This is a genomic window from Tenacibaculum xiamenense (genome assembly GCF_964513065.1).
Lineage (GTDB): Bacteria > Bacteroidota > Bacteroidia > Flavobacteriales > Flavobacteriaceae > Polaribacter > Polaribacter xiamenense.
Window position 1 is genome coordinate 15334 of record NZ_CAZEQU010000034.1, and the last position, 13218, is coordinate 28551.

13 protein-coding genes, 1 tRNA gene and 1 riboswitch are annotated in these 13218 nt (G+C 32.8%); of the genes, 7 read left to right on the forward strand and 7 right to left on the reverse strand.

Annotated features, from left to right (window positions below):
- Positions 1–59: 59 nt before the first annotated feature.
- The 3 genes from ACKTTV_RS14795 to ACKTTV_RS14805 all read right to left on the reverse strand — a co-directional run bounded on the left by ACKTTV_RS14795 (position 60) and on the right by ACKTTV_RS14805 (position 2042).
- A complete protein-coding gene (locus ACKTTV_RS14795; RefSeq protein WP_408031635.1) occupies positions 60–335 on the reverse strand; it encodes a hypothetical protein in 276 nt (91 codons plus the stop codon).
- Positions 336–404: 69 nt separating this feature from the next.
- Positions 405–1139, reverse strand: a complete 735-nt coding sequence (locus ACKTTV_RS14800; protein ID WP_408031636.1) for a hypothetical protein — start codon at positions 1137–1139, stop codon at positions 405–407.
- 81 nt (positions 1140–1220) lie between these two features.
- Positions 1221–2042, reverse strand: coding sequence for a DUF4393 domain-containing protein (locus ACKTTV_RS14805; RefSeq protein ID WP_408031637.1), 822 nt, complete (start codon positions 2040–2042; stop codon positions 1221–1223).
- Positions 2043–3174: 1132 nt separating this feature from the next.
- A riboswitch (SAM riboswitch) is annotated at positions 3175–3278 on the forward strand.
- 51 nt (positions 3279–3329) lie between these two features.
- On the opposite strand from ACKTTV_RS14805, the gene ACKTTV_RS14810 reads away from it, so the two are divergent.
- The 7 genes from ACKTTV_RS14810 to ACKTTV_RS14840 all read left to right on the forward strand — a co-directional run bounded on the left by ACKTTV_RS14810 (position 3330) and on the right by ACKTTV_RS14840 (position 11576).
- On the forward strand, positions 3330–4340 hold the full coding sequence (locus tag ACKTTV_RS14810) for a homocysteine S-methyltransferase family protein (RefSeq protein WP_408031638.1): 1011 nt from the start codon (positions 3330–3332) through the stop codon (positions 4338–4340).
- Complete coding sequence (locus ACKTTV_RS14815; protein WP_408031639.1) at positions 4324–4794, forward strand: hypothetical protein; 471 nt, start codon at positions 4324–4326, stop codon at positions 4792–4794. Before ACKTTV_RS14810 ends, ACKTTV_RS14815 begins: the two co-directional genes overlap by 17 nt.
- Before the next feature lie 49 nt (positions 4795–4843).
- Entirely contained in the window at positions 4844–7522 is a 2679-nt protein-coding gene (metH, locus tag ACKTTV_RS14820) for a methionine synthase (RefSeq protein ID WP_408031640.1), read from the forward strand.
- 4 nt (positions 7523–7526) lie between these two features.
- Positions 7527–7775: a hypothetical protein gene (locus ACKTTV_RS14825; protein WP_408031641.1), complete on the forward strand. Its 249-nt coding sequence runs from the start codon at positions 7527–7529 to the stop codon at positions 7773–7775.
- Positions 7776–7795: 20 nt separating this feature from the next.
- Entirely contained in the window at positions 7796–8752 is a 957-nt protein-coding gene (metF, locus tag ACKTTV_RS14830) for a methylenetetrahydrofolate reductase [NAD(P)H] (RefSeq protein ID WP_408031642.1), read from the forward strand.
- Between the two features lie 1495 nt (positions 8753–10247).
- Positions 10248–10466 (forward strand): hypothetical protein, encoded by a 219-nt coding sequence (locus ACKTTV_RS14835; RefSeq protein WP_408031643.1) that lies wholly within the window; start codon positions 10248–10250, stop codon positions 10464–10466.
- A gap of 54 nt (positions 10467–10520) precedes the next feature.
- The gene (locus tag ACKTTV_RS14840; protein WP_408031644.1) at positions 10521–11576 is read left to right on the forward strand and encodes a clostripain-related cysteine peptidase; all 1056 of its coding nucleotides are present in this window, start codon (positions 10521–10523) and stop codon (positions 11574–11576) included.
- A 327-nt stretch (positions 11577–11903) separates the two neighbouring features.
- Here ACKTTV_RS14840 and ACKTTV_RS14845 read toward each other — a convergent pair whose 3' ends face one another.
- From ACKTTV_RS14845 to ACKTTV_RS14860, 4 genes are all read right to left on the reverse strand, one after another.
- On the reverse strand, positions 11904–12305 hold the full coding sequence (locus tag ACKTTV_RS14845) for a DoxX family membrane protein (RefSeq protein WP_408031645.1): 402 nt from the start codon (positions 12303–12305) through the stop codon (positions 11904–11906).
- 317 nt (positions 12306–12622) lie between these two features.
- Positions 12623–12696: transfer RNA gene (locus tag ACKTTV_RS14850), tRNA-Arg, on the reverse strand.
- Between the two features lie 47 nt (positions 12697–12743).
- Positions 12744–12971, reverse strand: coding sequence for a putative signal transducing protein (locus ACKTTV_RS14855; RefSeq protein WP_408031646.1), 228 nt, complete (start codon positions 12969–12971; stop codon positions 12744–12746).
- Between the two features lie 11 nt (positions 12972–12982).
- The gene (locus ACKTTV_RS14860) at positions 12983–13135 is read right to left on the reverse strand and encodes an SsrA-binding protein (RefSeq protein ID WP_408031647.1); all 153 of its coding nucleotides are present in this window, start codon (positions 13133–13135) and stop codon (positions 12983–12985) included.
- Positions 13136–13218: the final 83 nt, after the last annotated feature.

Below are 13218 nucleotides of genomic sequence, written 5' to 3' on the forward strand. Positions count from 1 at the left end.
GTCTACTACAAAAATCCTTTAAATTCAAAGTGCTATATGTGGCTAAATGTTCCAAATCTCTATGAGTAAGTTTTCTTCATTAATTCAAAAACATCTTTCGATATTGTTGTCTTAAGTTCTTCAATTTCTTTTTTGAAGTCATCTACTATTTCCGAGCTATAGTTTCCAGTTGCTATCATTTCTAATCTGTGATCAACTGCTTCCAATATAGTAAGCATCTTATCTGTTTCTGTTGATGTTCCTTTAGGTCTAGAAACTCGAGAGTCACTAGTCCAAAGACATTCACTCCCGTATTTTAAAAATAACTTATATATATCTTGATTTATTTTTGTCATTCTTAATAAGCTACAACGTTCTGTATAAAATGCGTTTTAATGCAGTTTATACCTTGTTGTGTAATGTTTTTAAAATGTATAATTATCAAATGGGGCTGTATCGTTCTTTAAAGTGTTCCAATCAAAAATTATTTCATCCGAAGTATTCCAATTGCTCGGTATTTTTATAGAAAAAACACTCGAATCAACAGAAATAAATCCGTCATCATCTCTTGAATAGAACTCAGTTATTTGATAAGGGGAAAAAATATGATGTGCGAATTGAGAAGCAAGAACAGCATATAATCCTGCCATACAATTAACTAAATTTTCAAGTGATGCCAAATGAAAATTTGCATTACGATTATGTTTTGCGCTATTATAATTTTGATACCAAGATAAACTTGTAAATGAAGTTGAATTCCAATCCATAAACGGTTTAATTGTTAATGGATTTGGTGACCAAACATTTAATCTAACTTCATATTCATTCAGCTTGGATGCTTCATTAATTTTGAAATAGTCAGTTATATTTAGATTACCACTTTTGGTATAACCATTGTCGTCAAGAATACCAGTACAGTTAGTTTCAAACTCTGTACACGTTCTCAAAATTAATTCATAAATGCGATGAGAAAATGTACTTTTATTAGAGTCATTTAATTCAACATAATCGAATAATTTTTTGAAATCACTTTCAATAATATGATATGCGTGAACAAGTTGAAATCTTTCAACACAGTTTCGATCGTCTACTAAGTGAAAATGTCCAAAGTTATCCGAATTCACGTTCGATGGTCTTAATATTCTTTTATATGGTTTCATCCGTCTTCTTCAATATTGCACAACGGTCTGTGTATGGTGCGTATCCCGAAGGGTATGCACTATACATCTTGTTGTAGAGTGTTATTTATCCTTCACACAAGTGTCACAAAACTGCTTTCCATATGTCGTTAGAGTGATATATTTTCTAGTGAACCCAATCTTCTTGGTTTCATTCTTTTCTATTGCAATTTTTAAAGCTTGTACTCTTGGCGATTGTTCCAAAGGAGTATATAGATTATCATCTATTAAGTGACTCCCCGATGGGATTTCAAGTAACCCTAATCGACATAAATTATCTAGAAGGCTTGGAGTTAGGCTATCATCTACACATCCGCTTAAGGTTCCGATTTGGGATAAATTTTTAATTACATCTGTGCCGCCTCTGGCATCTTTGAATTCGTTCCGTACATCAATTAATGGCATTGTCTGTCTTAAATTAAAAAGCTTAAGCATTTTCGCTTCTTCAGAGGAAATGTTCTTTATTATCTCAACAAATCCTGGATGAGCATGCTTCAGGGTAGCCGAATCCATTGAGTTAGCAATTAGATTAGCAAATAAATTCCTTAAATCTTCATTATGACCTGTGAATTTTAATGATTCTAAAGCTGGTCCAACTACTTCAGGTGGAGGCGTAGTAATCCTTTCCTCAGGCGTATTCTTTAATTTGTCTGATACTTTTTCATTTACGAAATTCTCAATTTGCTCATATCCCCAAACTAGGACTTTGATAGGTGCTAAAGCAATATTCACTGTTTTTGCAACAGTTCCTAGAGCTTTTCCTACTTCTTTTGCTGCAGGTTGAACCGCATCATCGTAGATAGGTATAGCTTTCGCTAATCCTGCAACGGCATCTATGGTTGCCTTTACATTTGTTTCTTTATTCTCGTCAGAATTATTTTCCATTTTCTGTTTTTAAATACTCTACAACTAGTTATACCTCGATAAATATAATTTTTATTCAGGTTATATCCCCTGATAACTGGACCTTTTAGGTTTTGTTATCCATTTAGTTTTTTGTTTAAAAAGCTTTGCTAAAAAGTAAGATTGTTATATTAAGAAAAGAGGTTTTTGAGTGTTACAGTTAAATAATGGAGACCTAAATTCGTAGTATATAGTTAATTTTTTAGTTGTGCTTTCTCTTTACTTTGCGAACATAAAAAAAAGAATTTAAAGCCTCTTACGGTTTCCCGTAGTCGTAACTTTTTTAATAATAAGTGTCCGATTTTAGTGCATGAGCGTATTGCAATTCCCTTTAATGATAATTACAGATTCTGAATGCTCGTTCTTTAAATGTTTAATTATCGGCTACTATTGTTCAATTTTTAGTTTAAATTTTATAATGATTTGATAATTTTTTTTACAATTAATTGTATTAAACCACCAACTATTTAATCTCAAAACAAACAAAATACTATTCTATAAACAATATTCTAAATAGTATTGTCAGTTCAAGTGATTTTAATCCATTGAAGAGTAGATTAAAATGGTATCGAGAACTAGTTGTAAGTATAGTTTATGAAAGACTTCTCGACACAAAATTTCATTTCGTTTTACTACATGAAATTCCACTCGAAGTGACAACAGAGAGTCATTTCGAAGGAGGGTATGACTGAGAAATCTAGCCTCTTTTTTATACTTATTTGATTATTTAGATTTTTCTCTTTGGTCAAAATTATAAAGAATAGAATTCAATATTAAAAAAAAACACTGTCAGTTCAAGTGATTTTAATAGATTGAAGGGTAGATTAAAAATGGTATCGAGAACGAATTAAAGATTCTTATTATTAAAGACTTCTCGATACAAAATTTCACTCGAAATAATAATTGATTCCTTTCGAGGAGTGTAACTGTTGAGAAATCAACACGCTAAAAACTTAACAATCAAAATTTAAAATTAACGAATAGAAACTTAAAATTTAGAATTTAGAATTTAACACTAAGAATTCAACATTTAAAAATTTAAAACTCCTTTAAAAATATGGCTTTATATAAAAAATAATTCGTTTATTTGCACCCGAGTTCATAAACTTAACTTGTGTTATCAAGAAAGGTGGAGGGAATAGATCCGTTGAAACCTTGGCAACCCTTTGAAAATCAAAGAAGGTGCTACATTCTACTGTTAGAACAGAGAGATAACGAAAAGAAATACTTTTCTCTTTTCCTGATAACACACACCTTAACAAATCAGGAATGTCAAACATTTTTAAAGAAATACAAGAAAGAATTTTAGTGCTAGATGGAGCCATGGGAACCATGTTACAACGCTATAAATTTACTGAAGAAGATTTTCGTGGAGAGCGCTTTAAAGACTATCCAATTCCTTTAAAAGGGAATAACGATTTATTATCTATCACACAACCTGAAGCCGTAAAAGATGTACATCGACAATACTTTGCTGCTGGAGCTGATATTGTTGAAACAAATACGTTCTCGGGTACTACTATTGCGATGGCAGACTATCAGATGGAGGATTTAGTATATGAACTAAATTTTGAATCGGCAAAACTAGCCAAAGAAGCAGCAGATGAGTTTACAGCTAAAGAGCCGCATAAACCTAGGTTTGTTGCTGGATCTATTGGTCCTACAAACAGAACAGCAAGTATGTCTCCAGACGTAAATGATCCTGGCTATAGAGCTGTAACTTTTGATGAATTACGTATTGCTTACAAACAACAAGCAGAAGCTTTGTTAGATGGAGGCTCTGATTTGTTATTGGTAGAAACTGTTTTTGATACCTTAAATGCCAAAGCAGCTTTGTTTGCAATTGAAGAAATTAAAGAAGAACGAAATATAGAAATCCCAGTGATGGTTTCAGGAACCATTACAGATGCCTCTGGAAGAACCTTGTCAGGACAAACCGCTGAAGCATTTTTAATTTCTATTTCGCATATTCCTTTGTTATCAGTTGGATTTAACTGTGCCTTAGGAGCCAATTTACTACAACCACACTTAGAAGCTATTGCTCCTAAAACTGAATTTGCCGTTTCTGCACATCCAAATGCAGGATTACCAAATGCTTTTGGTGAATATGATGAAACACCAGACGAAACTGCAAATCAAATTGAGGAGTATTTAAAAAAGAATTTAATCAATATTATCGGAGGGTGTTGCGGAACAACACCTGAACATATACAGGCAATCGCTACTGTTGCCGCCAAATATAAACCAAGAAAACTACCTACAGATGAACAAAATGATTAGCGGAGTATGTATGATACTCCTGGCAATGTCTTGTCAAAAAAACAGTAACCAGACAACCGCAGCCGAAGAAGTGAAATCAGAAACTGAAAACACATTAAAAGTGGAAGGAACATGGAAGTTGGTATACGGAGAAATTAAAGAAAAGGATTCTGTTCAGGTAAAGGACTTGTCCAAAACTGATTTTATTAAAATCATAAACAAGAGTCACTTTGCATTTTTTAACCAAAACAAAGGAACTGCTGACGGATTTTACGGAGGTGGTGGTAGCTACACACTGAATGGTGATGATTATGTTGAAAAATTAGAATACGTAGGTGTTGAAGCTATCAGAAACCACGAATTTCCATTTAAAGTAAAAATAGTGGGTGATACCCTTATCCAATTTGGAAAAGAAGAGGTAAAGGATGCTGGTATCAATAGAGATATCATAGAAAAATATATTAGAGTAAAATAAAAAATACTGCTGTTAGCTTTGGTTAACAGCAGTTGTACACCGTTTCATAATGAGTAAAGCAGAAAGTAAATACATGCGTTTATCAGGATTAGAACCCTTAATTATTACTCCTGAAAGCAATTTTATTAATGTAGGAGAACGAACCAACGTAGCAGGTTCTCGTAAGTTTCTTAGGCTAGTAAAAGAAGAGAAATTTGACGAAGCCTTGGCTATAGCAAGACATCAAGTTGATGGAGGTGCTCAGATTATTGATATAAACATGGATGATGGTTTGATTGATGGAAAACAAGCCATGGTTCGTTTTTTAAATCTAATTGCCTCTGAACCTGATATTGCTCGTGTACCTATTATGATTGATAGTTCGAAATGGGAAATTATTGAAGCGGGATTACAAGTAGTTCAAGGAAAATCAGTTGTAAACTCTATTTCTTTAAAGGAAGGAGAAGAAAAGTTTATTTGGGAAGCAACTCAAATTAAACGATACGGTGCTGCGGTAATCGTAATGGCTTTTGATGAAGTTGGTCAGGCAGATACGTATGAGCGTCGTATTGAAATTGCTGAAAGGTCTTACAGAGTTTTAGTAGATAAGGTAAACTTTCCTCCGGAAGATATTATTTTCGATTTGAACATTTTCCCAGTAGCTACTGGAATGGAAGAACATCGAAAGAATGCAATTGACTTTATTGAAGCTACACGTTGGGTTCGTGAAAATTTACCACATGCCAGTGTAAGTGGAGGGGTTAGTAATGTTTCTTTTTCATTTAGAGGGAATAATACAGTTCGTGAAGCGATGCACTCGGTATTCTTGTATTATGCCATTAAAGCTGGAATGAATATGGGAATTGTAAATCCTGCGATGCTGGAGGTTTACGATGACATTCCGAAGGATTTATTAGAACATATTGAAGATGTAATTCTCGATAGGAGAGATGATGCTACCGAGCGCTTACTTGATTTTGCTGAAACTGTAAAAGGAAAGAAAAAAGAAGATGATGGTAAAGCTTTAGAGTGGAGAACATTGCCGTTACAAGATCGAATTACGCATTCATTAGTAAAAGGTATTGATGCTTTTATTGAAGAAGATGCAGAAGAGGCTCGATTAAGTGTTGAAAGACCACTTCAGGTAATTGAAGGGCACTTAATGGCTGGAATGAACGTTGTTGGAGATCTTTTTGGAGAAGGAAAAATGTTCTTACCACAGGTAGTAAAATCGGCTCGTGTAATGAAAAAAGCAGTTGCCTATTTGAATCCGTACATTGAAGCTGAAAAAAGTGAAGAGCAAAAAGCTCTTGGAAAAATATTAATGGCTACCGTTAAAGGTGACGTCCATGATATTGGTAAAAATATTGTGAGTGTCGTTTTGGGTTGTAACAATTATGAAATTGTAGACTTAGGTGTAATGGTACCGCCAGAAAAGATTATTGAAACAGCAAAAGCAGAAAATGTTGATGCCATTGGATTAAGTGGATTAATTACGCCATCTCTTGATGAAATGGTGTATTTAGCTAAAGAAATGGAACGTCAAAATTTTGAAATTCCATTGTTAATTGGAGGTGCAACAACTTCGAAAGCACATACGGCTGTTAAAATTGATACACAATATAAAAATGCGGTAGTTCATGTAAATGATGCGTCAAGAGCTGTAACCGTGGTTGGGGATTTATTGAATAAAAAAACTCGAAATGAATATGTTGCGAAGTTAAAACATGATTATGAAGAGTTTCGAAATAAGTTTTTAAAACGAGGAAAAGAAAAGCATTACATTTCTATAGAAGAAGCTCGCGAACGTAAGTTTAAAATCGATTGGGATTCGGTGAATATTTCGAAACCAAAAGAACTCGGAGTTCAAAAGTTAGAGCAAATTAGCTTAAAAGAACTAATTCCATTTTTTGATTGGAGTCCATTTTTCCGTTCATGGGATTTACATGGAAGATTTCCTAAAATTTTAGAAGACAAAGTCGTAGGAGAGCAGGCAACAAGTTTGTATGAAGATGCACAAAAAATGTTGCAAGAAATTATAGAGAAGCAATCTTTGAAACCGAAGGCTGTTTTCGGAATTTTTGAAGCGAATACAATCAATGATGATGATATTTCTGTTGAAAAGAAAGGAGGTCAAATTGGAATATTCAGAACATTACGTCAGCAATTAAAGAAAAGAGAAGGGAAGCCAAGTTTTGCACTGGCCGACTTTATTGCTCCTAAAGAATCTGGAAAGCAAGATTATGTTGGAGCATTTTGTACAGCCATTTTTGGTGCAGATGAATTAGCGCAAGGTTATAAAGACAATCATGATGATTATAATGCAATTATGGCGCAGGCTATTGCCGATCGTTTTGCTGAAGCATTTGCTGAATATTTACATCATAGAGTAAGAACAAAACATTGGGGATATGCTGAGGCAGAAGACCTATCAAATGACGAATTAATTAAGGAAGTATATAAAGGTATTCGTCCGGCTCCTGGGTATCCTTCATGCCCAGATCATTTAGAAAAAGAAACGATTTGGGAACTGTTACAAGTTGAAGAAAATATAGGAGTAACCTTAACGGAGAGTTTAGCAATGTGGCCGGCAGCAGCTGTTTCTGGTTACTATTTTGCTAACGAGGAAGCAATGTATTTCGGATTGGGTAAAATAACTGATGACCAAGTTAGAGACTTTGCTGAACGAAAAAATATAACATTGGAAAAAGCAAGAAAATGGTTGCATCCGACAATAGTGGACAATTAAAATTATGAGTAAAACAGAATTTATAGAATTAACTCTTGGAAGTCATAAAATAGTACACGGGTATAACGAACATAATGAAGAGGTAATTGAAGATGTTGAGGTAGAAAACTTTTCGAAAAAAGTAGTAGCTATATCAAGAATTAAATCCATTAGTGAGAAGTATATTTTAAGTGATTATGTTGATGGCAGATGGATTTACTGGGAGTATAAAGAAGATTTTGAAACAGTAAAAAACAAACTACTAAAAGAATAACTCTTTAGATAGAGAGCCATATGAAAGTAACAGAACACTTAAAAAACGCAAAAGGAAAAACCTTATTTTCATTTGAAATTGTACCTCCTCAAAAAGGTCAAAACATTCAGGAACTTTATAATAATATAGATCCATTAATGGAGTTTAAACCTCCATTTATTGATGTAACAACATCACGTGAAGAATATGTATATCTTCCGAAGGAAAATGGATTGTTAGAGAAAAAAGTAACCCGAATGCGTCCAGGAACGGTGGGTATTTGTGCTTCTTTAAAGTATAAATACGATGTAGATGCAATTCCTCATGTTTTGTGTGGAGGGTTTACAAAAGAGGAAACAGAGTACGTTTTGGTAGATTGCCATTATTTAGGATTGGATAATGTAATGGCACTTCGAGGTGATGCTCGAAAAGATCAACAGTATTTTAAACCTTCCGAAGGGGGGAATAACTATGCGTCAGATTTGGTAAAGCAAATTTGCGATTTAAACCAAGGGAAGTATCTGCATGAAATTATTGAAACACCTTATAAAGCTGATTTTTGTATAGGGGTTGCTGGATATCCTGAAAAGCATTTTGAATCACCAAGTTTAACAAATGATTTAAAGAGGTTGAAAGAAAAAGTGGATGCTGGTGCAGATTATGTAGTTACTCAGATGTTTTTTGATAATAAAAAATATTTTGAGTTCGTAAAAAAAGCAAGAGAGATTGGTATTGATGTACCTATTATTCCAGGGATCAAACCTATCGCAGTTAAAAGGCACTTACAAATCTTACCTCAAATTTTTAGATTAGATTTACCTGAAGAGTTAGTAGAGGCTGTGGAAGCATGTAAAAGCAATAAAGAAGTAAGGCAGGTAGGTATAGAGTGGGCTATTCAACAAAGTAAAGAGCTTATTGAAGGAGGAGTTCCTGTATTGCATTATTATTCAATGGGTAAGTCGAGTAATATTAAAGCAATAGCAAAGGAGATTTTTTAACCACTACGCGGTTGTAAATTTAGTTCCAATGAACTTTGTAACCAGAAGTTTATTGTCAATAGTTATATATTTAGAAACCTTTTAATGAGTAATCATTAGGAGGTTTTTTTGTGGAGTTAATTATTCCGCTTAACACAAAACAAAAGCTCAAGAATTCTTATGGTTGTGAGAAGAAACTTAAAGATTATAATATTAAACGTTATTCAAGTAAAAATCTCTGAGTCGTTTCACTTTTTCGAAATAATGTTTATGTCGTATTGAATATATACTACTTCATATTTCGACTGAAATGAGAAATCTTTTCTCTTATTCTGATTGGAAATAAATATAGCTGGATTTTATAAAAAAAAGAAAGCTATCAAAAACAGAGGGAAATTTAATGAGGGAAAATCGTTTTGATAGCTTGCGAATTGCTTAACTATTAAGGGGAAATAATTTTCAATTACACTACAAATGTATCTAATCTTTCCAGTTGTATGGGTAATGTAGTGTTTTTGCAGTGACAGAAGTAGTGTTTGAAAATAGACATAAGTTGTCTTATTTTAGACATTTTCTGTCTAAAATTGGGTAAAAATGAGAAAAAACTTTTTTAAATAAATTAATCCCTATTATTTGCCTCAACAGAAATAATACATTTTTGAATTCACTGGGTGAAATTCAAATAGCTGAACAAAGGTGTAAAGATTTAGCTACTTTCTGTTTGAAAGAAGAAATCTTAGCACTAATAAATTTGGATTAATTTTTCGCAAAATGAACTTTATAGAAAAATGTAGATACAATTCTATATAGAACAGGTGCGCCAGTAAACGTGGGGATTTGTTTTAATTGAAAAGATTAGTTAATTATTAAAAATAAAAAAGCTACCAAAACGTGGGGGGAATTTTCAAGGGGGAGAAAATTTTGTTGTTTTGATAGCTTAGTAGTAGCTATTTATTTAAGGGGAATATCTCTTAATTACACAGCAAAGATATATACGATTACGCGTCGAAATTGTAGTGTAGTGCGTTTGCTGTGAAAGGGGTGTTGTTCAAATTAGACAATAGTGTTTTTTGTTTTTTTAGTTGTTTTTGGGGTATAAAAAAATCGAGAAGACTTATAAGATTTCTTCACTTTTTACTTTTGAAGTAAGAACGAAGTATGACTAATTTATCTTATTCTTGAATGTATAGAGCTTTTATTAGCTAATTGAATGTAGCATCCATAGCAATTTTTCCATTTCATGTAGCTCACTTCTTGTTGAATTAAAATCCTTTCATTTGGGGTTTAGTGAAAAAAGATGGAAGAAAATTGATTATGTGGTTGGTAGTTAGTTTGTTTATTATGTGGTGGTTAAGTGGTGATTACCTATGGTGTATAAGTATGGGGGTGAGGGATTCTTTGATAGCTGTTTTCGGTTTCACTTGAATTTGCCTTTTTGAAGAATACCTATTTCTAGGGATTTTAACATCACGTGTATTGTTATAATATGCAAGGGATTAACATTAATTTTTTTATTATGAAAGCAAATGATTTATACAATCTAAAAGATGAGTTGCATGCAAAAATTGAAGAAGCATTTAGTAAACTTGAAAGCCATATCCCGAAAGAAAAAGGGGTGGACGTAGATTTAACAAAGCTTGCTGGAAAGGCATGGGATCAGTTTAATGATGGAATTGCTGAAATTTCAAAGGTGGCAGGGGAAGCATATGCAACTTACGTTGATCAGAGAAACTAATGAAGAAAGTCTCGGGTATACACTTGAGACTTTTTTTAATTAATGTAAAGGGGTATGACGAATTTATTTCTTTTTATAGCAGGAGATAATAATTTAGATTTAGAAAGCGAAGAAGAGTTAAATGGAGTTTTGCGTTCTGAAGTAGGGAGTGGTTACCGAATTTTTATAGAGATTGATCGCTACAAAACCTATATATCTAAGGAAAAAGCAAGAAGAAAAACTAAAAGATACATAGTAGACTCTAAAGGAGTTAAAGTTTTTTTTGTTGAAGAAAAAAATACAGGAGATTATAGAGCTTTAAAGAGTTTTATTGAATGGGGAGGTGGTTCTTGCTCAGGAAATAATAATTATTTGATTTTATGGGGTCATGGTTATGGCTGGGAAGGATGTGCTCATGATTATTCGCAGAACGATGTACTTGAGCTAGATGAGTTAAAAAAAGCTTTAAAAATTGGACGAAAAAAAGGTTTTAAGTTAATAGGGTTTGATATGTGTCAAATGGCTACTATCGAGGTTTTCTACGTAGTTAGAAATTATGCTGATTTAATAATAGCTTCACAAAATGTAGAACCACCAGAAGGGTGGGAGTATGATAACTTATTTAAAAAACAGCGGGATGTTCTAGATTTTTCTAAACAAATACTGTGTGGGTATTCGCACCAATGTGAGTTAAAAGGGGGAGAGGATTTTACCTTATCAATGTCAAATACAGTGCAAATAAACAAGTTTGTAAAAATGTTCGACGATTGGTGTTTTATGATTTTAAAAGATGCAAGGTTGTTAAATATGTTCATGGAACTTAGGAGAAAGTGTGTTGACTTCAAATATAATAACTATGTTGATCTGAAATGTTTTCTTCAAATAATTTCGAAAGAAGGAGATGATTTATTTAAAAGTAAGAGTGATAAGTTGTTTTTGCTTTTAGATGAAATAATAATTAAAACTGTAAATGGAAATATATATAAACATGCTACTGGTATATCAATTTACTTTCCTTTAAAAAAGATTCCTCAAGCAACTTTAGAACGATATTGTAAAACTGAATTTACGATGAAAGTAAAAAACTGGGGCTCTTTAGTGTTCGAATACCAAAACAGATTAAATGGTTGACGTTTTATAGAGGTTATGAACTTCGAAGTTAGTCCAAAGTATCTTTTTTATTCACAAAGGAGTTCCTGGTAGTGAGCGATAGGAGTTGTATTTTGTTGTAGGTAAGGGGTTTGGGTTAGCTAAGTTTGAGGGCGATGGTGAAAGGTGTAATTTGGAGTGTGGATTTAAATCTATTTGAGATTTTAGAGGTGTAGAAGTTGATGAAAGAATCATGCTTATAGGGGTATTTGTGAGTAAAGTTTGAGTTATGCAAAATGAAGATAGAAGATTACTAATTAAAATACAAAACCAGCATAAATCTGGTTTTGTATTTTGTAAATGTATCTCTTATGATTTTTTATGGTTTAGGGTTAACCCGGCAAGTACTAATAATAGTCCAATATGGGTAATTAAAGTGACCCAGGTAACATTGTTGTTGCCACTGATATCTTTGAATCCAGCAGGAAGCCAAACCATAACAATGGCCACTAAAAGAATTGCTGTTAATGCGGCGTAAGCTTCGAAAAGTTTTTTACCACTGATAATTAAAATACCAGCAGCTAATTCAGTTAACGCCAAACCTAAAGTTAGAATAGTGGCAATAATACCCTTTACACCAAAAAGTCCTCCTATAAACCCAGAAGCACCTGTAAAACCAACCCCGCCTAAAAATCCTGGGATAAATTTTTCGAGACCACCCCAAATAAAAATAACTCCAATTCCGATTCTGATTAATAAGTTTCCACTCATGATATATAAATTTAAATTAGTTAAAATTCTAAATATTTAGTAGTAGTTTTCTGATTAACCTTTCAGATAGTTTATTTTGTTGATTTTCAGGATTGTATTTATTGTAAATATATGTTATTTATTTTTTGTTATTAATTGATAGGGAGGAACATAAGGTGTAGTTAAAATAAAATCTTTAGTTTTTCGGTGAGGAATAGTAGTTAGATTGTTTATGTTATCGAGTAAGATAAGGTGGGGAGAATAGCCAAAAAAAGTATGTTAAACTTATAGTAGTATATAAAAAAACTCCTAACAAAATTGTTAGGAGTTTTTCGTTGTGACCTCGGCAGGATTCAAACCTGCAACCTCTTGAGCCGTAATCAAGTGCACTATTCAGTTATGCTACGAGGCCATTGATTTGCGGGTGCAAATATATAACTATTTTTTAGTTTCTGAAAATTATTTTTCGATTTCTTTTTTAAAATTTTCAATAATATTTTTAGCGCCCTCTAAATCAGAGTTTAAGATATGAACCTCTACAGAGTCCCCTGTAGTTCCAAAACCAGCAAGTCGTGCAGATTCCTTTTCATCTTTAATGATAAATCGACTATTGTTCTCTTTCAATAGCGATGCTAAACGATTTACTAAAATACCTGAACCGGTATATATTCTAATATATTCTTCCATACTAATAATTTTTATTTTAACGAGTTCATTGTAACAAAAGCTCTCCATCCAATAATAGCTAATTGAAACTTTGAAGCTTTTGTAATATCCAATTGCCTTTTGGTAAATGAAGGCAAAAGAATTTTGTTTAGCTTGGCCAATAACTTAAATACCGAAGTTTTCATTTTGTAGTTGATTTACATCAAAAATAACGAAAATTTTACGGATATACTTGTATATATTGCCCTTTGGTAGTCGATATATTTGA

Excerpts from the sequence above, each read along its gene's own strand:
- ACKTTV_RS14795 (WP_408031635.1), bottom strand. The coding sequence starts at position 335 with ATGACAAAAATAAATCAAGATATATATAAGTTATTTTTAAAATACGGG.
- ACKTTV_RS14800 (WP_408031636.1), bottom strand. The coding sequence starts at position 1,139 with ATGAAACCATATAAAAGAATATTAAGACCATCGAACGTGAATTCGGAT.
- ACKTTV_RS14805 (WP_408031637.1), bottom strand. The coding sequence starts at position 2,042 with ATGGAAAATAATTCTGACGAGAATAAAGAAACAAATGTAAAGGCAACC.
- ACKTTV_RS14810 (WP_408031638.1), top strand. The coding sequence starts at position 3,330 with ATGTCAAACATTTTTAAAGAAATACAAGAAAGAATTTTAGTGCTAGAT.
- ACKTTV_RS14815 (WP_408031639.1), top strand. The coding sequence starts at position 4,324 with ATGAACAAAATGATTAGCGGAGTATGTATGATACTCCTGGCAATGTCT.
- metH (WP_408031640.1), top strand. The coding sequence starts at position 4,844 with ATGAGTAAAGCAGAAAGTAAATACATGCGTTTATCAGGATTAGAACCC.
- ACKTTV_RS14825 (WP_408031641.1), top strand. The coding sequence starts at position 7,527 with ATGAGTAAAACAGAATTTATAGAATTAACTCTTGGAAGTCATAAAATA.
- metF (WP_408031642.1), top strand. The coding sequence starts at position 7,796 with ATGAAAGTAACAGAACACTTAAAAAACGCAAAAGGAAAAACCTTATTT.
- ACKTTV_RS14835 (WP_408031643.1), top strand. The coding sequence starts at position 10,248 with ATGAAAGCAAATGATTTATACAATCTAAAAGATGAGTTGCATGCAAAA.
- ACKTTV_RS14840 (WP_408031644.1), top strand. The coding sequence starts at position 10,521 with ATGACGAATTTATTTCTTTTTATAGCAGGAGATAATAATTTAGATTTA.
- ACKTTV_RS14845 (WP_408031645.1), bottom strand. The coding sequence starts at position 12,305 with ATGAGTGGAAACTTATTAATCAGAATCGGAATTGGAGTTATTTTTATT.
- ACKTTV_RS14855 (WP_408031646.1), bottom strand. The coding sequence starts at position 12,971 with ATGGAAGAATATATTAGAATATATACCGGTTCAGGTATTTTAGTAAAT.
- ACKTTV_RS14860 (WP_408031647.1), bottom strand. The coding sequence starts at position 13,135 with ATGAAAACTTCGGTATTTAAGTTATTGGCCAAGCTAAACAAAATTCTT.